Origin of the sequence: Fodinibacter luteus, from assembly GCF_039541575.1 — a bacterium.
In the GTDB taxonomy this organism is placed as follows: domain Bacteria; phylum Actinomycetota; class Actinomycetes; order Actinomycetales; family Dermatophilaceae; genus Fodinibacter; species Fodinibacter luteus.
Map to the genome: position 1 here is coordinate 43013 of NZ_BAABGM010000004.1, position 20275 is coordinate 63287.

Annotated in this window: 14 protein-coding genes; 5 read left to right on the forward strand and 9 right to left on the reverse strand. The window is 75.3% G+C overall.

Annotated elements, in window-relative coordinates; all coding sequences use genetic code 11:
* The first annotated feature begins 54 nt into the window (after window positions 1-54).
* Both ABD899_RS04540 and ABD899_RS04545 read left to right on the forward strand, forming a co-directional pair.
* Entirely contained in the window at window positions 55-795 is a 741-nt protein-coding gene (locus ABD899_RS04540) for an HAD family hydrolase (protein WP_345202814.1), read from the forward strand.
* Window positions 792-3362 (forward strand): glycoside hydrolase family 65 protein, encoded by a 2571-nt coding sequence (locus tag ABD899_RS04545; RefSeq protein WP_345202816.1) that lies wholly within the window; start codon window positions 792-794, stop codon window positions 3360-3362. Before ABD899_RS04540 ends, ABD899_RS04545 begins: the two co-directional genes overlap by 4 nt.
* Before the next feature lie 75 nt (window positions 3363-3437).
* On the opposite strand, the gene ABD899_RS04550 is transcribed toward ABD899_RS04545, so the two are convergent.
* From ABD899_RS04550 to ABD899_RS04570, 5 genes are read right to left on the reverse strand one after another with little or no spacing between them, the layout of a single operon-like run.
* Window positions 3438-4088 carry an ABC transporter ATP-binding protein gene (locus ABD899_RS04550; RefSeq protein WP_345202818.1) on the reverse strand — a complete coding sequence of 217 codons (651 nt, stop codon included), beginning with the start codon at window positions 4086-4088 and terminating at the stop codon, window positions 3438-3440.
* Window positions 4081-4926 carry an ABC transporter ATP-binding protein gene (locus ABD899_RS04555; protein ID WP_345202820.1) on the reverse strand — a complete coding sequence of 282 codons (846 nt, stop codon included), beginning with the start codon at window positions 4924-4926 and terminating at the stop codon, window positions 4081-4083. Before ABD899_RS04555 ends, ABD899_RS04550 begins: the two co-directional genes overlap by 8 nt.
* A complete protein-coding gene (locus ABD899_RS04560; protein WP_345202823.1) occupies window positions 4923-8063 on the reverse strand; it encodes an FtsX-like permease family protein in 3141 nt (1046 codons plus the stop codon). Before ABD899_RS04560 ends, ABD899_RS04555 begins: the two co-directional genes overlap by 4 nt.
* Before the next feature lie 36 nt (window positions 8064-8099).
* Entirely contained in the window at window positions 8100-9059 is a 960-nt protein-coding gene (gene meaB / locus ABD899_RS04565) for a methylmalonyl Co-A mutase-associated GTPase MeaB (protein ID WP_345203004.1), read from the reverse strand.
* A 14-nt stretch (window positions 9060-9073) separates the two neighbouring features.
* Window positions 9074-10273, reverse strand: a complete 1200-nt coding sequence (locus tag ABD899_RS04570; RefSeq protein ID WP_345202825.1) for an acetyl-CoA C-acetyltransferase — start codon at window positions 10271-10273, stop codon at window positions 9074-9076.
* Window positions 10274-10441: 168 nt separating this feature from the next.
* On the opposite strand from ABD899_RS04570, the gene mce reads away from it, so the two are divergent.
* Entirely contained in the window at window positions 10442-10885 is a 444-nt protein-coding gene (gene mce, locus ABD899_RS04575; protein WP_345202827.1) for a methylmalonyl-CoA epimerase, read from the forward strand.
* Between the two features lie 256 nt (window positions 10886-11141).
* Here mce and ABD899_RS04580 read toward each other — a convergent pair whose 3' ends face one another.
* Entirely contained in the window at window positions 11142-13181 is a 2040-nt protein-coding gene (locus ABD899_RS04580; RefSeq protein WP_345202830.1) for a hypothetical protein, read from the reverse strand.
* On the reverse strand, window positions 13178-14488 hold the full coding sequence (locus ABD899_RS04585) for a glycoside hydrolase family 15 protein (RefSeq protein ID WP_345202832.1): 1311 nt from the start codon (window positions 14486-14488) through the stop codon (window positions 13178-13180). The genes ABD899_RS04580 and ABD899_RS04585 overlap by 4 nt, the downstream gene beginning before the upstream one ends.
* Before the next feature lie 258 nt (window positions 14489-14746).
* On the opposite strand from ABD899_RS04585, the gene ccrA reads away from it, so the two are divergent.
* Both ccrA and ABD899_RS04595 read left to right on the forward strand, forming a co-directional pair.
* Window positions 14747-16087, forward strand: a complete 1341-nt coding sequence (gene ccrA, locus ABD899_RS04590; protein ID WP_345202835.1) for a crotonyl-CoA carboxylase/reductase — start codon at window positions 14747-14749, stop codon at window positions 16085-16087.
* Between the two features lie 68 nt (window positions 16088-16155).
* On the forward strand, window positions 16156-17427 hold the full coding sequence (locus ABD899_RS04595) for an AI-2E family transporter (protein ID WP_345202838.1): 1272 nt from the start codon (window positions 16156-16158) through the stop codon (window positions 17425-17427).
* Between the two features lie 28 nt (window positions 17428-17455).
* Here ABD899_RS04595 and ABD899_RS04600 read toward each other — a convergent pair whose 3' ends face one another.
* Complete coding sequence (locus ABD899_RS04600) at window positions 17456-17734, reverse strand: hypothetical protein (RefSeq protein WP_345202841.1); 279 nt, start codon at window positions 17732-17734, stop codon at window positions 17456-17458.
* Window positions 17735-17761: 27 nt separating this feature from the next.
* Window positions 17762-20272 (reverse strand): GcvT family protein, encoded by a 2511-nt coding sequence (locus ABD899_RS04605; protein ID WP_345202843.1) that lies wholly within the window; start codon window positions 20270-20272, stop codon window positions 17762-17764.
* Window positions 20273-20275: the final 3 nt, after the last annotated feature.

Below are 20275 nucleotides of genomic sequence, written 5' to 3' on the forward strand. Positions count from 1 at the left end.
GTCGTGGGCCCGCGGGATTGCGCAAGCGCTCTCGCAGTCCCTAGCGTTCATCCCATGAGCGGCTCGAGCCCGGTGACCTGGTCGACCTACGACGCGGTCCTCTTCGACCTCGACGGCGTCCTCACGCCGACCGCCGAGGTCCACATGCGCGCCTGGGCGGAGATGTTCGGCGCCTTCCTCGCGACCTGGGACGATCCCGACGCCGACACCTCTTCGTACACCGACGACGACTACTTCGCGCACGTCGACGGCAAGCCCCGCTACGACGGCGTGCGCGACCTCCTCACGGCCCGCGGCATCCGGCTGCCCGAGGGCGACCCCGGCGACCCGCCCGAGCAGGACACCGTGTGCGGGCTCGGCAACCGCAAGAACGACGCCTTCAACGCCGTCCTGGCCCGCGACGGGGTGCGCCCCTACCCCGGCTCGGTCGCGCTCCTGGACCACCTGCACGACGTCGGGATGCCGCTCGCGGTCGTGTCGTCGTCGGCGAACGCTCCGGCGGTGCTCGAGGCCGCCGGCCTCGCCGACCGCTTCGTCAGCGTCGTCGACGGGCGGGTCGCCACCGACCTCGGCCTGCCCGGCAAGCCCGCGCCCGACACCTTCGTCCACGCGGCGCGGGCCTGCGGCGCCACCCCCGAGCGGTCGGTCGTCGTCGAGGATGCCGTGTCCGGCGTGCGCGCCGGGGCGGCCGGCGGGTTCGCGCTCGTCATCGGGGTCGACCGGGGGGCCGGGGTCGACACGCTCTCCCGGGCCGGCGCCCACCTCGTCGTCGACGACCTCGAGGAGCTCACGTGACCCGGGAGCGCAGTGCGGCCGACCCGCTCGACCGCAGCCGGTTCCCGGTCGACCCGTGGCGGCTCGTCGAGTGCGACTTCGACCGTGCCGACCTCGGTGTCACCGAGACCCTGTTCACCGTCGCGAACGGCTACATCGGGATGCGCGGCAATCCCGAGGAGGGCCGCCACGCGTTCGAGCACGGAACGTACGTCAACGGCCTCCACGAGACCTGGCCGATCCGGCACGCCGAGGCGGCCTACGGGTTCGCCCGCACCGGGCAGACGACCGTCAACGCCCCCGACGCCAAGCTCATGAAGCTGTACGTCGACGACGAGCCGCTCGTCATCGGCACCGCCGACCTCGAGGGCTACGAGCGCAGCCTGGACTTCCGCGACGGGGTCCTGCGGCGCTCGGTCGTGTGGCGCACCCCGTCGGGCAAGCGGGTGCGGATCGACTCGACGCGGATGGTCTCGATGACCCAGCGCCACCTCGTCGTGCTCACCCTCGAGGTGACGATGCTCTCCGGCGACGCGCCCCTCGTCGTGTCGTCGCAGCTGCTCAACCGCCAGGACGGCGAGGACGAGTACCACCTGCAGGCGCAGGCCGGCGGCGTGCACGCCGACCCGCGCAAGGCCGGGGCGTTCGAGGGCCGGGTGCTCCTGCCGCGCATCCAGATGGCCAAGGACGACCGGATGATGCTCGGCTACCAGTGCGCCAACTCGCGGATGACCGTCGTCGTCGCGGCCGACCACGTGCTGCGCACCCCCGACCCCTACGAGCTCGTCATGGGCGACGAGCCCGACCTGACGAAGATGGTCTTCCGCGTCGACGCCCGCGAGGGGCACACGTTGCGGATCGAGAAGACGGTCGCCTACCACACCTCGCGCGGCCTGCCGGTCCGCGAGCTGTCCGACCGGTGCCGCCGCACGCTCGACCGGGCCGCCCGCTACGACCTCGACCACTGGCTCGCCGAGCAGCGCGCCTGGTACGACGCGTTCTGGGCCGCGAGCGACGTCGAGGTCGAGACCGACGACCCGGCCCGCGACGCCATCCAGCAGGCCATCCGCTTCAACCTGTTCACCCTCGCCCAGGCGAGCGGGCGGGCCGACGGGCACGGCGTCGCCGCGAAGGGGGTGACCGGCTCGGGGTACGAGGGCCACTACTTCTGGGACACCGAGGTCTACGTCGCGCCGTTCCTCACGTACACGCGGCCCACGCTCGCCCGCAACCTCATGCACTTCCGCAGCCGGATGCTGCCCGCCGCCCGCGACCGCGCCCGCGAGCTGAGCCAGCGTGGGGCTTTGTTCCCCTGGCGCACGATCAACGGCGAGGAGGCCTCGGCCTACTACGCCGCCGGCACGGCCCAGGTGCACATCGACGCCGACGTCGTCCACGCGCTCGTCCAGTACGTCAACGCCACCGGGGACGTCGGGTTCCTCGTGCGCGACGGCCTCGCCATCCTCGTCGAGACAGCGCGCCTGTACGCCGACCTCGGCTTCTGGCGCAGCAACGGCGAGCGGTCGTTCCACATCCACGGGGTCACCGGTCCGGACGAGTACACGACGGTCGTCAACAACAACCTCTTCACGAACGTCATGGCCCGCTACAACCTCGAGCAGGCGGTGCACTGGGTGGAGTGGACCCGCCGCCAGGAGCCGCAGGAGTTCGCCCGGATGGCGGAGCGGCTGCGCCTCACCGACGCCGAGGTGCGCGAGTGGGCGGCCTGCGCGGAGGGGATGCACATCCCCTACGACGACGGCCTCGAGATCCACCCGCAGGACGACTTCTTCCTCGACCGGGAGGTGTGGGACCTCAGCCGAACCCCGGAGGAGCTGCGCCCCCTCCTCCTGCACTACCACCCGCTCGTCATCTACCGCTTCCAGGTGCTCAAGCAGGCCGACGTCGTGCTCGCGCTCTTCCTCCAGGGCAACCGCTTCACGGCCGCGGAGAAGCGCCGGGACTTCGAGTACTACGACCCGATCACGACGGGCGACTCCACCCTGTCCGCTGTCGTGCAGTCCGTCGTCGCGGCCGAGGTCGGCTACCACGAGGTGGCGTACGGCTACTTCCTCGACGCCCTGTACGTCGACCTCGCCAACCACCACGACAACACGGTCGACGGCCTGCACATCGCCTCCACCGGCGGGGTGTGGTCGGCGCTCGTCAACGGGTTCGGCGGCATGCGCGACCACGACGGGCGGCTGTCCTTCGACCCGCGCCTGCCCGACGGCTGGACCTCCCTCACCTTCCGGATCACGTGGCGCGACACCCGGTTCCGGGTGACCCTCACAGCCGCCTCGCTCGAGCTGCAGGTCGAGACCGGCGAGCTCCCCGTGCCGGTCGACGTCCGCGGCACGACGCACACCCTCGACGAGCGCGTCCCGGTCGTCATCGCCCTCGACGGCCACGGGCCCCGCATCCCGGGCACGCTCGGGAACCGGCCCCGCACCGGTGGCACGCGGGCGGACGGCAGCCGCATCACCGCGGGCGTCCCCTCGGCGATCCCGCTCGAGGGCGAGGAGCTGCCCGACCCGGGTGAGGTCGAGCCCTCGCTCGCCGAGCCGACGGCGGTCGGGCCGGGCTGACCGCCCTGCGTCGGGCCGGGCCGACCGCCCGGCGGCGACGGCGGACGGCGCTCAGCCCGGGACGGCGGGTGGCGCTCAGCCCGGGACGGCGACGCCGTCGTCGAGGTGCAGGACGCGGTCGGCCGCGGCGGCCGCCTCGGGGTCGTGGGTCGCCATGACGACCGCGGCTCCGCCGTCGGCGCGGGCCCGGAGCAGGCGCAGGACGACCTCACGGTTCGTGTGGTCGAGCTCGGACGTCGGCTCGTCGGCGAGCAGCACCGGACCGGCGAGCGCCAGACCGCGCGCCACGGCGACCCGCTGCTGCTGGCCGCCCGACAGCTCCTCGACGAGGTGGTCGTGGACCTCGCCGAGCCCGACGGCGTCGAGGGCGGCGGTGGCGCGCGCCGGGGCGGCCCCGGCATCCACGCCGCGGGCGAGCAGCGGCACGAGGACGTTCTCGCGAGCCGTGAGCACGGCGGCGAGCCCGTTGCCCTGCGGGACGAGCGACACCCCGGCCCCGACCGCGGCCGCGAGCCCGGTGACGCGGACGCCACCGACGACGACCTCGCCCTCCGCGGGCCTGACGAGGCCGGCGAGCACACCGAGCAGGGTCGTCTTGCCGGCGCCGGAGTGGCCCGTCACCGCGACGAGCTCCCCGGGCCACACGACGAGGTCGACACCGTCGAGTGCGGTCGTCGCCCCGAAGCGCACGACGACCCCCGTACACCGCACGACCGGCTCACCCATCGCCGTCACCCTCCTCGAGCACGAGCACCCACCGGTCGCCGTCCTCGTGCAGCCGCAGCAACGAGCCCGGTGGCAGGGCCGCGAGCGCGTGCGGTGGCAGCGGGACGGACCCGTCGGCGGAGACGACGGCGAACTCCTCGCCGGCCCTGCCCTCCGCCCCGACCCGCCCGTCGCGGATCGTGATGGTGCGCGGCATGGCGGCGGCGACGTCGGGGTCGTGGGTGACGACGACGACCGTCGTCCCCCACCGGGCGTTGACCTGGGCGAGGGCGTCGAGGACGACGTCGCGGGCCCCGTGGTCGAGCTGGCTCGTCGGCTCGTCGCCGAGGAGCAGGCCGGGGCGGCAGGACACCGCCACGGCGACCGCGAGCAGCTGCAGCCGCCCGGGGGTGAGCCCGGCGAGCGGGGCGTCGGCGGCCTCGGGCGGGAAGCCGACGAGGTCGAGCACCGTGTCGGCGTCCGGCACCTCGCGCCCGCGACGCCGGGCCGCCCGCTGCGCGAACTCGACGTTGCCCCGGGCCGACAGGTAGGGCAGCAGGTTGCGGGCGGCGCCCTGCAGCACCATGCCGACCTCGGCGCCCCGGACCGCGTCGAGCTCGGCCTCGGTGAGCCGGCTCATCTCGTGCTCGCCGACGAGGATGCGACCGGCGCTCGGTCGCATGAGGCCCCCGAAGAGCGCGAGGAGCGTCGACTTGCCCGCACCCGACGGACCGAGGAGGGCGACTCGCTCGCCAGGGGCGACGACGAGGTCGATGCCGGACAGGGCGGCGACGTCGTGCCCCTCGGCGCGGTAGATGTGCACGAGACCGCGGGTCACGACCCGGACCCCGCCGCTCACAGCGACTCCCGCAGGCGCTCGGGAACGGCCCGGGCGACGACGCCGCGCGCCGCGAACAGGGCCGCCCCGCCGACGACGACGAGCGCCCCGAGGGCGGTCGCCGCGATGGCCGGCCATGCGGGGGCGAGGTCGGGAACCGGCACGGCGGCGGGCCGGTCGAAGAGCGGCACGAGCGGCATCGCGAGCACCGCTCCCGCCACCCCGCACGCCGTGCCGAGCACGACCCCGGCGAGCACGGTGAGCAGCTGCTCGCGCCGCACGCTCGCGCGCAGCACCTCGACCGGGGTCCCCGCGACGAGGAGCCCGGCGAGGTCCCGGGCGACGCCCCGCCACGACGTCACCGCGACGAGGCCGACGACGAGGCCGGCGACGACGAGGGCGAGGACCCCGGTGAAGACGCCGAGGAGCAGGCCCCAGCCGGTCGCCGAGCGGTCGTAGGCCTCCTGCGCCCGGGTCGCCGTCGTCGTCGACGTCACGGGGATGCCGCGTGCGGCCAGCTCTCGGTGGACGGCCGCGACGACGTCCGGGTCGGCGGTCCCGAGCCAGACCTGCGCCGACGACCCGGGCGGGGCCCCGCCACCGACCCGAAGCTGGGCGTCGAGGTCGGACAGCGCCCCGCGACCGGTCACCGCGGGGAGCGCGTCGACCCGGGCGACGGCGCGCGAGGGCACCGGCCGGCCGCCGAGCCCGACGAGGGTGAAGTCGTCGCCCGTCGCGTCGGCCGGAGGTCGACCGGCGAGGAGGACGGGCGCCGGGCTCGGCACGTCGGCCCGCGGCGAGAACACCCGCCGGCCGGTGTTGTCGATGTCGACGACGAGCTCGGACCCGGACCCGGAGACCTCCTGGGTCCCCTCCCCCGGGCCCGCCTCGGCGGGAAGCCAGTGGTCGGCGCCCCCGAGGTCGAGCGGCCGGCCGTCGAGCGCGAGCCCGGAGAGCACGACGCGACCCGCGACCCGTTCGGCCCACGGGTCGGTGCCCCTGACCCACAGCCCGGCGAGCCGGCATCCGTCCGGGCAGAGCACGGGGGCACGCACCCGCGCCGTCCCGGTCTCGGTCTGCTCGATGCTCGCGAGGTCGCGGTCGAGCACCGTCCCGTCGGGCGTCGTGACGGTGATCCCGACCTCGACCGGCGTGGGCTCGACCGACAGGTCGCCACCCGGGATGCCGGTCGGCGACCTCGGTGCCCGACCGACCGGCTCCGTCCCGTCACGGAACTGCGTCAGCTCCCACGTGAGCGTCCCGGTCAGCTCGCCGTCGTCGAGCCGGACGCTCGGCACGACCGCCGGAGTCAGCGCGTCCAGGCCGGCCGTGGGGGCGGCGTACGCGACCCCGGCCAGCTCGGCCGGGCGGGCGAGCAGGCTCGGCACGGCCGAGGGGTCACGCGGGCGGATGACGACGACCGGCGTCGCGGCCTCGCGGTGGGCGTCCGGGAGCGCGTCGACGGCGGCGGCGAGCGCGGCCGGCGACGGCGCGTCGGTCTCGAGCACGGCGGGCGCGCCGGTCTCGAGCTCGGCCCGGGCGCTCCGGTTCTCGGCCCCGACGACGACGGCGTTCGCGGCGAAGGTGGCGAGCGCCGTGGCCGTCGTGACGACGACGAGCACGTGCCGCAGCGACGGCCGGCGGGCGAGGGAGAGCGCAGCGAGCCCGGCCGCCAGGCGCCCCCGGGACAGCGACCGCCGCCCCGAGCGGGCCGCGAGGCGCCGCACGACCGCCGCCCCGAGCAGGCCCACCGCGAGCGCGAGCAGCACCGGGGTGAGCAGGGCGGTCGGGCCCTCGACGTCGCCGGTGAGGAGGCCGACGACGCCGAGCACGGCGAGGACGACGACGACGACGTCGAGCACGCCGAGGCCCCCGCCCGTCGCCGGGGGCACCCGACGCAGGAGGGCGGCGACCGGTTCGCGCAGCACCGGGCGGGCCGCGAGGTGCACGGCGAGCAGCGAACCCACGACCGCGACCGCGACGGCGGCGAGCACCGGCCACCGCAGCTCGAGGGGCACCCCGGCCGGCAGCACCGTGCGCCGCAGCAGCTCGGCGACGAGCAGCGCGAGGGCGACCCCGACCGGCACGCCGAGCAGCACGGTGAGGGCGAGCTCGGCGAGCACGATCCGGCTGCCCCCCTCGCGGCTGCGACCGCGCAGGCGCGCGAGCGCGATCTCGGGGCGGCGCTGCTCGACGGCCGCGTGGGCCACGAGCGCCAGCACGGTCACGGCGAGGAGGGCGAGCTGCGCGAGGAGGAGGGGGACGAGGGTGCGCACGACCTCGCGGCCGGAGGCGATCGACGAGACGAGGTCGGGCAGCGGCGTCGTGACGGTGACACCCTCCCGGACCCGGTCGAGGCCCTCGAGGGACTCGCTGATGCGCGGGACGGTCGTGAGCGTGACGCGGGACCGGTCGAGGGGGTACTCCACCGACACGGTGGCCTCGGCCCACCCGGTGGCGAAGGTGTCCTCGTCGACGAGGAAGTCGTCGACGGCCGGGACGATGGAGTCGCCCTGCGCGAGGGGGAACCCGGACTTGCCGTCGACCCGGGTGCGCAGCCAGTACCCCGGGTCGTCGAGCGTCTCGTAGACCCCGACGACGGTGAGCGGCACCGGGGGCGCCGGCGCGTCGGGCCCGGCCGCGGTGCCGCCGGCCGACGGGTCGTCGACGTCGAAGCGGCGCCCTTCCCTCCACCCCCAGGCCTGTGAGTCCGCACCGGACACGAGCACCTCGCCGGCGGCCTGCGGGCAGCGGCCACTCGTCAGCTCGACGTGCTCGCACACCGCGTCGCGGGCGACGAGCCGCAGCGGAGAGGTCTGCAGCCCGTCGCGCGGCTGCACGCGGGTGTCGGCCGTCGTCATCCCCACCGGCTCCCCGAACCACGGCCGCGCCGCGGCGGGCAGGACGGACGCCAGCTCACCGGAGGTGGTCGTCGGCTCCTCGCTCGTGCGCGAGGCCCGGACGAGCACCGTCGTGTCGGCGGCGTCCCGCTCGACGAGGCGGGCCTGGAGGAGCCCCTGCTCGAGGACCCGGACGAAGAGCGGGGCGAAGACGGCACACGTCGTGACGAGGGCGGCGACGAGGACGAGCGCGACCGACTGGCTGCGGCGGTAGCGCACCGCCGCCCACGTCGGCGCGAGGTCGGCGGTCGAGGGCACCCGGACATCGTGCCCGACGGCCCCGCCGGTCACGGCTCAGGTGAGCGACTCGACGAGCCGGTCGGCGGCGGCGTACGGGTCGGTGCGCCCTGCGACGACGTCCGCGGCGAGCGCCTCGAGGCGGGCGTCACCACCCACCCCGCCGACCCGCGCCCGCAGGGTGGCGAGGGCGAGGCCCTCCACCTCGTGGGCGGCCCGGTGCACCCTCCGGGCCCGCAGCCCGTCGGGTCCCAGCCAGCGGCGGTGCTCCTCGACGGCCGACACGACATCGTCGACGCCGTCCCCGCCGGTCGCGACCGTCCGCACCACCCGCGGCCGCCAGGCACCGGGCTCGGAGCGGTCGCCGAGCTGCACCGCATGGCGCAGGTCGCGCACCGTGCGGTCGGCGCCGTCGCGGTCGGCCTTGTTGACGACGAGGACGTCGGCCACCTCGAGGATGCCGGCCTTCGCGGCCTGGATGCCGTCCCCCATCCCGGGTGCGAGGAGGACGAGCGTCGTGTCGGCGGTCGCCGCGACCTCGACCTCGGACTGCCCGACCCCGACGGTCTCGACGAGCACGACGTCGCATCCGGCGGCGTCCAGCACCCGCAGCGCCTGCGGGGCGGCCCACGACAGACCGCCGAGGTGGCCCCTCGACGCCATGGAGCGGATGAACACGTCCGGGTCGGCGGCGTGCTCGGACATCCGGATCCGGTCGCCGAGCAGCGCCCCGCCGGAGAACGGCGACGACGGGTCGACGGCGAGCACCCCGACCCGACGGCCCTGCCGCCGGTACTCGGCGACGAGGGCGTTCGTCGTCGTCGACTTGCCGACGCCCGGCGCGCCGGTGACGCCGACGACGTGGGCGCGACCGGCATCCGCGGCGAGCGCCGCCATCACCTCGCGCAGGGCGGGGTGGGCGTCCTCGACGAGCGAGATGAGCCGGGCGACCGCACGCGGACGCCCCTCCCTCGCCTGGGCGACAAGGGAGGGGACGTCGACGGTGCGCGGCCCGATCGGGTGAGCCCGGATCAGCCCTGGGCCGGGACCTTGACGACGAGCGCGTCGCCCTGCCCGCCGCCGCCGCACAGGGCCGCGGCGCCGACGCCGCCGCCGCGCCGCTTGAGCTCGTGGGCGAGGTGCAGGGTGATGCGGGCCCCGGACATCCCGATGGGGTGGCCCAGCGCGATGGCCCCGCCGTTGACGTTGACCTTGTCGTGCTCGATGCCGAGCTCCTTGGCGGAGGCGAGGCCGACGGCCGCAAAGGCCTCGTTGATCTCGACGAGGTCGAGGTCGGCGGGGGTGATGCCCTCGCGCTCGCAGGCCTTGGCGATGGCTCGCGCCGGCTGGCTCTGCAGCGTGGAGTCGGGGCCGGCGACGACGCCGTGGGCGCCGATCTCGGCCAGCCAGTCGAGGCCGAGCTCCTCCGCACGCGACTTCTTCATGACGACGACCGCACAGGCACCGTCGGAGATCTGCGAGGCGGAGCCGGCGGTGATCGTGCCGTCCTTGGCGAAGGCCGGGCGCAGGCGGCCCAGCGAGTCGGCCGTCGTGTCGGCGCGGATGCCCTCGTCGGTGCGGAACTCGATCGGGTCGCCCTTGCGCTGGGGGATCGTCACGGTGACGACCTCGTCGTCGAAGAGGCCGTCCTTCGAGGCGCGGGCGGCGAGCTGGTGGCTGCGGGCCGAGAACTCGTCCTGCTCCTCACGGGTGAAGGCGATGTCCCCGGTGTTGGCCGCCTCGGTGAGCAGGCCCATCGCCTGGTCGGTGAAGGCGTCCCACAGGCCGTCCTGCGCCATGTGGTCGTGCATCGTGACGTCGCCGTACTTGAACCCGTCGCGGCTCTTCTCGAGCAGGTGCGGCGCGTTGGTCATCGACTCCTGGCCGCCGGCGACGACGACGTCGAACTCGCCGGCGCGGATCAGCTGGTCGGCGAGGGCGATGGCGTCGATGCCGGACAGGCACACCTTGTTGACCGTGAGGGCCGGGACGGTCATCGGGATGCCGGCCTTCGCGGCGGCCTGGCGAGCGGGGATCTGGCCCTCGCCGGCCGTGAGGACCTGGCCCATGATGACGTAGTCGACGTCCTCGGGGGCCACGCCGGCCTTCTCGAGGGCGCCCTTGATGGCGAAGCCACCGAGGTCGGAGCCGCTGAAGCCCTTGAGGGAGCCGCTCATCCGCCCCATCGGGGTGCGGGCGCCGGCGACGATGACGGTCGGGTCGGTGGACATGCGGAAGCCTCCGGTGTCGGGGTCGTGAGGATCGTCCTCGACTCTAGCGAGGGCGGGGGCCGCTGCCACCCCCGCACGGCGGTGACCCTCACCACCCGGGGCGCTGGCCGTCGTCGGTGTGATCAACGGCTCCTTCCTCACCCGGATGGTGCTCCCTAGGCTGGGCGCATGACTGCCCTGCCCACCGACCTGTTCACCGCGATCGACCACGTCGGCGTCGCCGTGCCCGACCTCGACGCGGCCATCGCCTTCTACGAGGGCACGTACGGGATGCGGATGCTCCACGAGGAGACGAACGAGGAGCAGGGCGTGCGCGAGGCGATGATGGCCGTCGGTGACTCCGGTTCGTGCATCCAGCTGCTCGCACCGCTGTCGCCCGAGTCGACGATCGCGAAGTTCCTCGACCGCAGCGGCCCCGGCATCCAGCAGCTCGCCTACCGGGTCGCCGACCTCGACGCCGTGAGCGCGACGCTGCGTGAGCGAGGGATGCGCCTGCTCTACGACGCGCCCCGGCGCGGCACGAGCGACTCACGGGTCAACTTCATCCACCCCAAGGACGCCGGGGGCATCCTCGTCGAGCTCGTCGAGCCGGCGACCACCGCCGCCCACTGAGGCCCACTGCGGCTCAGGCGGCCCCCGGGGAGAGGTCTCACCATCGCCCTCGGCACTGCTGCACCCCAGCGCGGCACTGCCGACTCACCACGGGACGAACCCCCCAGCCGCCACCGGCGACCACTCAGGCCCACTGCCGCCCAGTGCGGCTCAGGCGCCCCCCGGCCAAGTGCCTCGCCGTCGCCCTCGGCACTGCTGCACCCCAGCGCAGCACTGCCGAGTCACCGCGGACCGGACACCCCGGCGCCGCCGGGGCTCACTCAGGCCCACCCCGCTCAGTCGGCCCCGCGGCGACGAGCAGGGGTGCGAGCACGACGGCGACGAACGCCGGGATGACGAGCCCCGAGTCGTTGACGGCGAAACCCACGAGGGCGAGCACGGCCGCGCCTCGGAGCACGACCGCCCCGTGGGGCACCGGGCGCCACCCGGTGCGCCACGCCACGAGGACGAGCACGACCGTGGTGAGCGCGATGGCCAGCAACGGTGGCGACCCGAGGTTCGCGACGTTCTGGGCGAGCTTGCGCCCGAGCACCGCCCCCACCTCCCCCGACGCGACGGTCTCGACGAACTCGCCGAGGTGGCTGCGCGCGTCGGCCGGGCGCCGCCAGTCCAGCCACGCGACGAGCGTGACGAGCAACGCCGCCCCGGCGACGGCCGAGAGCACCCGGCGGGGCGTGAGCCGCACCCCCAGCGCCGCCGCGACGACGACGAGGCCACCGAGCAGCAGCCCCGGAGGGCCCCCGAAGTCGGCGCCGAACCTCGGCAGGGCCTCGATCGCGAGGAAGGTGGCGAGCACACCCAGCCCGAGCGCCGCCGACGCCGACCGCGAGCGTGACCGCGACGCCGCGGCGCAGGTCCACCCGACGACGACGAGCACCGCGAGGCCGTAGAGGGCGAAGCTCGTGTTGCCGAGCCCGTAGAACCGCCCGCCGACGACGGGGTTCTGGCCGAACACCGACCCGAGCTGCAGGCGCGACCCGAGAAGCACGTCGCCGGCGAGCACGAGGAGCGTCACGACGGCAACGAGCCGCAGCGCCCCGAGCGGACGGTGGCGCTCCGCCCACATCGCAGCGGTGCTGAGGGCGACGACCACCGCCACGAGGACGACGACGAGGCCGGCCTCGGGAGCCGGACTCCGCCACCACGGGACGAGGTTGGCGACGAAGGTGCCGACGGGCACCGCCGCCACCGCGACCCCCGCGGCGAGCACCGGGCCGGGCAGCGCGGTCCCGGCACCGCGGCGCCACCACAGCCCCGCGACGACCCCGGCCCACAGGACGTACGCCGCAGCGAGCCAGCCGGTGACCTGCGGGCTCACCGACCGCAGGGTGGCAGCGCGCGTCTCGAAGCCGACGCGCTCGGCGACCCGCTGGGCGACGCGCTCGGCGGCGCGCCCACCGGCGGGATCGACGGTGAGCACCCGCCCCGTCACCCCCTCGGTGCCGGCGCCGACCCGGGCGAGGGCGGTGGCCGTGAGGTCCTGCAGCTGGGCGACGCCGGGCTGTCGCGTCGACGCCGAGCCGAGCAGGCCGGCGCCGAACGACGGACCGCCGGCGAGCACCGCGCGGGGACGCACGGGCGAGTCCCCGTCACCCACCCCGGCCACGACGACGTCGGCTCCCGGGGCGGTCGAGAGCACCCGGTCGACGATGCCGTCGAGGCGCGCCACGGCGGCCCGCCGCAGCGGCCCGTCCTCGGCCGGGAGCACGCCGGCGTCGACGAGCACGACGGGGCAGGAGAAGGTGGGCGGCACGGCATCCGCGTGGTGCTGCGTCACCGTGCCGCCCCGGTCGGCGCCGGCGATCGCGGCGCCGGGGCCGACGGTCTCGATGCACCCCCCGGATGCCGTCACGGCCGCGCCGAGGGTCCCCGGCCGTGCGTCGTAGGAGTCGGTCGTTGCCGCGGCGAGGTACTCCCCCCACCGCGGCACGGCGCCGGCGCCCACGGGTGCGGGCTCGCGGCACGGCCCGGGGCGGTCGGCCGCGCGGCGCCCCGCCGACAGGGTGAGCCAGCCGTCGACCGCGCACGCCCGGCTGCGCACGGCGCGGACGGTGAGCGAGCCGACGGCACCCTCGCCCGCCAGACGCCCGAGGGCGGGAAGGTCGTCACGGTCGAGGTCGGACCAGGCGAGCCCGGGGGCGCCGACGACGACGAGCGGCGACTCGTCGGCCGCGGTCGAGGCGGCGGCCGACGCCGCGACCGCGCCGGGCACCGGGGCTGCGACGGCCCCGGCGAGCGCGAGCGCCAGGGCGAGCACGAGCAGGGCGAGGACGTGGGCGCGGCCGCGAGCCCTCACCCGCGCGTCAGCTCGTGCTGGGCGATGACGACGAGGGAGGCCGTCCACGCGAGCGGTGCGACCGCGGCCGGCCGGCCGTCGTGCAGCACCTTCTCCGGGAACGACCCGGCCTCGGTGCGGTGCTCTCCGAGCCAACCCAGGAGCGCTTGCGCCCGCGACCGGTGCCCGGTCGCCGCCCACGCCGCGGCGAACAGTGCCGTCTCCGGGGTCCAGCTCACGCCGTCGTTCTTCCACGACGCCCCGGGGGCGAGGCCTCCGGCCGGGCGCAGCATCGAGGTCTGGGCGCGGTCGATCGCGCTGAGCACCTCGACGTCGGGCTCGGTCGGCCCGATCGGAGCCACGAGGAAGGTGACGGCCGCGTCCGCCGCCGAGCCCCCGAGCAGGCGGGGGTAGCCGTGCCGCCCGAAGTGGTGGCGGACCTGCCGGGCGAGGACGTCGGAGGCGGCCCGGGTGCGGTCGGCCAGGGCCATCTCCCCGACGAACGGCAGCGCCTGCGCGGCACTGCGCAGCCCGGCGAGCACCGCGGCGGCGGTCCCGAGGGTGAGGGTGCGCTCGACGAGCTCCCAGTAGTCCGAGGACGCGGGGGGCAGGGCGGTCTGGGCGTCGAGCGAGGCGAGCAGCCGCCGGCTCGAGCGCACGAGCAGGCGACGCACCGGGGCGAGCAGCTCGACCGCACGGTCGGGGGCGTGGGTGGCGAGCTGGCTCGCGGCCCACAGGGCCCACCCGGAGCCGTCGAGCTGGGCCACCCGGTCGTCCGGCGGGCGGCGGCTCGTGATGTCGTAGCGCGCCTCGAACCAGCCGTCGGGTCGCTGGACCCCCTGGAGGAACGCGAGCTGGCGGGCCGCGTGCTCGGGGTGGCCGGCCCGGGCGAGCGCGGAGGCGACGAACGACACGTCGCGCGGCCAGGCGTAGCGCCAGCGGTCGCTCCACCCCGCCACGGAGACCGGCAGCCCCACCGACAGCGCCCGCAGGTCGAGCAGTGCCGAGCGGAGCAGCCCGTCCGGTGCGTCGAGCCCCCGGCGCACCCACGGGGCGCACGTGCCGAGCCACTCCTGCTCGTCCTCGAGGAGCCGGCCCGTCTGCGGCCGGCCGGCGACGACCCGCGTGCCCGGCACGACGACGTCGAGCTGCCCGACCGGCACGAGCAGCCGGCTGCCCCCGCCGGCGAGCACGACGGTCTCGCTGTACAGCGGCACCTCGGCACGCATGATGCGCTGGGTGATGCTCCAGTGAGCCGTCGCGCCGTACGCGAGCACCCCCGCCCCGCCGAGCACCACCCGACGGCGGGAGAGCGTCATGGGGGCCACCCCGGCACTGTATGCCGCGCCCCCGGGCCGCGTCGCCGGCCCCGGGCCGCGTCGCCGGCCCCCGGGCCGCGTCGCCGGCCCCCGGGCCGCGTCGCCGGCCCCCGTGAGCCGGATCACGGTGTGGGCGCGGTCATACGCCACCGCCCCCGGCTGTGGCGCCCGCTAGGTTCGCCGACAGGTGTCTGCCGACGCGTGCCCGACCCGCGCCGGCCCCTGCACCGACCACCGCACCGCCGCACGCCGAAGGAGCACGACCGCATGGACCAGATCCGCGAGGCCATCCTCTCCGGGGACCGCACCGTCGAGACGTACGCGGGGATCGAGGTCCCCGAGTCCTACCGGGCCGCAACGGTGCACAAGGACGAGGTCGAGATGTTCGCCGGCCTCCCGACGCGCGAGAAGGACCCGCGCCGCTCGCTCCACGTCGAGCAGGTGCCGGTCCCCGAGCTCGCCCCGGGCGAGGCCCTCGTCGCCGTCATGGCGAGCGCGATCAACTACAACACGGTGTGGACCTCGATCTTCGAGCCGGTGCCGACCTTCGGCTTCCTCGAGCGCTACGGCCGCACTTCCGAGTACGCGAAGCGCCACGACCTGCCCTACCACGTCGTCGGCTCCGACCTCGCGGGCGTCATCCTGCGCGTCGGCCCCGGGGTGACGAAGTGGACCCCGGGCACCGAGGTCGTCGCCCACTGCCTGTCCGTCGAGCTCGAGGACGCCGCCGGCCACGACGACACGATGATGGACCCGCAGCAGCGGATCTGGGGGTTCGAGACCAACTTCGGCGGGCTCGCCGAGATCGCCGTCGTCAAGGCGAACCAGCTCATGCCCAAGCCCGCCCACCTCACGTGGGAGGAGGCCGCCTCCCCGGGCCTGGTCAACAGCACCGCCTACCGCCAGCTCATCTCGCGCAACGGTGCGCACATGAAGCTCGGCGACCGCGTGCTCATCTGGGGGGCCTCGGGTGGCCTGGGGTCCTACGCGACGCAGATGGCGCTCGCCGGCGGCGCGACCCCGATCTGCGTCGTGTCCTCCCCCGAGAAGGCGGCGATCTGCCGCGCGATGGGCGCCGAGCTCATCATCGACCGCTCCGCGGAGGGGTACGCCTTCTGGAACGAGGACGGCACCGCGCAGAACCCGAAGGAGTGGCAGCGCCTCGGCAAGCGGATCCGCGAGCTCACCGGCGGCCACGACGTCGACATCGTCTTCGAGCACCCGGGCCGCGAGACCTTCGGCGCGAGCGTGTACGTCGCCCGCAAGGGCGGGACGATCGTCACCTGCGCCTCGACCTCGGGCTACATGCACGAGTACGACAACCGCTACCTGTGGATGAACCTCAAGCGCATCGTCAGCTCGCACTTCGCGAACTACCGCGAGGCGTGGGAGGCCAACGAGCTCATCGACCGCGGGCTCATCCACCCGACCCTGAGCAAGACCTACCCCCTCGAGGAGGTCGGCCAGGCGGCGCTCGACGTGCACCGCAACGCCCACCAGGGCAAGGTCGGCGTGCTGACGCTCGCCCCCGAGGCCGGCCTCGGGGTCACCGACACGGCGAAGCGGGCCCGCTTCGTCGGCGCCATCAACCGGTTCCGCGACGCCTGACGCCCGTGGGCGGCGTCCCCGGCCGCACCGCTGCGGCCCGCCACTAGGGTGAGCCCGGGAGGTGCGACGTGGACGTGTCGAGGCTGTGGAGCCCGGTCACCCGGTGGGGCGAGTTCCGGCGTCGCCAGCTGGCGGCGCTCGAGGAGAGCAACCGCATCGCCGCGGCCGTCCACGACGGTGACGGCGACGCCGACGAACCCGGCACGGAGCCGGCGCCCGTCGTCGACGCCCACCGCTCGCCGCCGACGGGCGAGGGCGCCGGCAGCGTCCCGACGACCCCGTACGGCGTCGTGGGGCGCCCGCTCAACCGGCACTCGCCGTTCTACCTCGGCTTCTTCGGAGCGACGGGGGCGCTGCTCGCCATCGGGCTCTGGGACCTCGTGGGGCGGCTGAGCACCACCCTCACCCTGCTCATCGTGTCGATCTTCCTCGCCCTGGCCCTCAGCCCCCTCGTCGACGGCCTCGTCCGCCGCGGGATGCGCCGCGCGGCGGCCGTCTCGGTCGTGTTCGGCGGGCTGCTCGTCGCGTTCGTCCTCATCGGCCTCGTCGTCGTCCCGCCGGTCGTCGTCCAGGGCGCTGAGCTCGCGCAGCAGACTCCGGCGTACGTCGAGGACCTGCTCGGCAGCAGCTGGGTGCGCGAGCTCGACAAGAGCTACGACGTCATCGACAAGGTCCGCGACGAGGTCCAGGCCCGGATGACCGACCAGCAGTTCCTCGAGGGCCTGCTCGGCGGCATCCTCGGCGCCGGTCGTGCGGTGCTCAACGGGGTCTTCCAGGTGTTCACGGTGCTCGTGCTCACCTTGTACTTCCTCTCCTCGCTCCCCCGGGTCAAGCAGGGGGCCTACGCCGTCGTCCCGTCGAGCCGGCGGCCGCGGGTCGTCTCGCTGTCCGAGGAGATCATGCGCCGCACCGGGTCCTACGCGGTCGGGCAGGTCGTCATCGCCACGCTCAACGCGGTGCTGTCGTGGGTCATGATGCTCGTCGTCGGCATCCCGTACGCCGCGGTCCTCGCCGTGACCGTCGGCCTGCTCGGGCTCATCCCGATGATCGGTGCGACCCTCGGGGCCGCCGTCGTGTGCGTCGTCGCCTTCTTCGACGAGCCGAAGAAGGCACTCATCGCCCTCGTCTACTACCTCGTCTACCAGCAGCTCGAGAACTACGTCGTCCAGCCGCGGGTCATGCAGCGCACGGTGTCGGTGCCCGGCCCGGTGACGATCGTCGCGGCGCTCGCCGGGGCCGCGCTCCTCGGGGTGCTCGGTGCCCTGCTCGCCATCCCGGTCGCCGCTGGGCTCCTCCTGCTCTACGAGGAGGTCCTCGTCCCGAGGCAGCGCCGCGCCTGAACGGCATCCGTGCGCGGCCCTGCCCGGGTCACGGACGGGCCGCGTGCCGCGCCGCCCAGCACCGGGTGTGCCAGTGCCGGCGCTCGTCGATGCCACCGACGCCCTGCGCCGGCCACACGACGACGTGCGGCGTGCCGGCGACGATCCCCTGGTGGCAGCCGGGGCACCGGTACTCCCTCGACGACGAGGCGCCGGTGAGCCGGCGCACGTGCCACGGCCGGCCGGCGTGCACCTCCGTGCCCACCTCGCCCGAGCCGGCGAGGGGCCGGGACTCGAGGTCGCGGCGGCGGCGGTTGGCGCGGGGCACGCGCCCCATCGTCGCACCTCGAGGGGCTCAGGCGGTGACCCGCGCGCTCGTCGGGTCGTACATCGGTCGCAGCGAGACCCGGGCCGGGTGCCGGGTGCCGGCGACGTCGACCTCCCAGGTCCCCTCGGCGAGCCACTGGGGCGTCACCGGCCCGTGGCCGCCGACGAACGCCAGGCCGACCGCTCCGCCGAGGGTCCAGCCGTACGACGCCGAGCGCACCTCACCGACGACGACGCCGTCGCGCAGCACCGGCTCGGCATGGAACAGCAGTGGCTCGGGGTCGGTGAGCAGCACCTGGACGAGCCGGTGGTGCGGCGTGCCACGCTCCCTGGCGGCGAGGGTGGCCTCGCGGCCGGTGAACCCACCGGGCTTGTCGAGCGCGACGGCGAAGCCGAGGCCCACACCCCACACGTCGTCGGTGTTGTCGATGTCGTGCCCGAAGTCCCGGTAGCCCTTCTCGAGCCGCAGGCTCGACAGCGCGCGCAGGCCGGCGGGCCGGATGCCGTGCGCCTCCCCCGCTTCGAGCACGGCGTCCCACACCTGCGGGGCCCGGCCGGCCGGGACGTAGAGCTCCCAGCCGAGCTCGCCGAGGTAGGTGATCCGGATGGCGAGCACGTCGACCCCGCCCACCTCGACCCGCCGCACCGCCCGGAACGGGAACGCCCCGGTCGACCAGTCGGTGCCCGGCGCGGCGGCGGCGAGGGTGGCCCGAGAGGCCGGGCCCTGCACGGTGAGCAGCGCGAGGTCGGTCGTCACGTCCTCGACGGTGGCGTCGGCGTCGCCGACCGCTCGCCGCAGCTGCCCGAGCGCCGAGCCGTGGGCGGTGTCCGAGGCGACGACGAGGAAGTCGTCGGGGGCGAGCCGGGTCACGGTGAGGTCGGCACGGATGCCGCCGTGGTCGTCGAGCCACTGGGTGTAGGTGATGACCCCGTCGCGCTCGTCGACCGCACCGGCGCTCAGCCGGTCGAGCACCGCCCCGGCGTCGGGGCCACGTACGGCGAACTTCGCCATGAACGACATGTCCATGAGCCCCACGGCCTCGCGCACCGCACGGTGCTCGGCGGCCCAGTGCTCGAACCACGGCTGGGGGCCCCAGCCCGGCTCGGCACGGGGCGTGCGACCCCGGCCGGCGTACCACGCGGCCGACTCCCAGCCGCTGACGTCCCGCAGCCGGGCACCCTCGGCGACGAGGCGGTCGTGCACCGGCGAGCGGAACTCCCCCCGCGCGGAGGCCAGCTCGACGCCCGGGGTGTGCGCGGCATACACCGTGCCGAGGATCTCGGCGGTGCGCTCGGCCCGGTGGCGCGGGTGCAGCTGCCAGTCGCGGAAGCGCGCGACGTCGAACCCGGTGACGTCGACGTCGGGGCGCCCCTCGGCCACCCAGTGGGCGACGATCCGGCCCAGTCCGCCGGCCGACAGGATGCCGACCGAGTTCAGGCCGGCGCAGACGAAGTAGTTGTGGATGCCGGGCGCCTCGCCGACCGCCGGCGCGAGGTCGGGCGTGAAGGACTCGGGACCGCAGAAGAAGGTGCGGATGCCGACCGTCTCGACGACCGGCACGCGGGAGAGCGCGCGCTCGACGAACGGGCCCATCCGGTCCCAGTCGGGGGTGATCTCGCCGAAGGAGAAGTCGTGGGGGATGCCGTCGACCTTCCACGCCGCGGCGACCGGCTCGAACAGGCCGACCATCATGCCGCCGCCCTCCTCGCGGTAGTAGCCGTGCGCCGCTGGGTCCTCGAACACGGGGGCGTCGGGGCTCATCCCGTCGATCGGCTCGGTGACGAGGTAGTAGTGCTCGGCGGCCTGGTTCGGCACGACGACGCCGTTGCGCCCGGCGAGCTCGCGGGCCCACATCCCCGCGCAGTTGACGACGACCTCGCACTCGACGTCGCCGGCATCCGTGTGCACGCCGACGACCTCCTCGACGAGGCCGCGGGGTCGGGTCAGCACCTGCTCGACCGAGACCCCCTCGACGACCCGCACCCCGAGGGTGCGGGCGCCACGGGCCAGGCTCATCGTGAGGTCGACGGGGTTGACCCGGCCGTCGCCCGGCACGTGGAAGCCGGCGAGCAGGTCGTCGGTGCGCGCGAGCGGGAACATCTCGGCCATCTCCCGGGGGCCGATCTCCTCGACCTCGAGCCCGTGGACCCGCTGGAAGGCCGCGACCCGGCGGTACTCCTCGAGCCGGTCGGCGTCGGCCGCGGCCTCGATGAGCCCGACCGGCTTGAAGCCGGTCGCCACCCCCGTCTCGGCCTCGAGCCGGGCGTAGAGGTCGCGCGAGGACAGCCGCAGCCTCGTGTTCGTCTCGTTCGTCGAGCCGAAGCAGGTCATGAGCCCCGCGGCGTGCCACGTCGTGCCCGAGGTGAGCCGGTCGCGCTCGAGCACGAGCACGTCGGTGACGCCCAGGTGTGCGAGGTGGTAGGCGATCGCGGCCCCGATGACCCCGCCGCCGATGACGACGACCCGGGCCCGCTGCGGCAGGGCGCGTGGGCCGGAGGGCGACGGGTGGGGCGGGTCCGGTGCGGCGGCGGTGCTCACCCA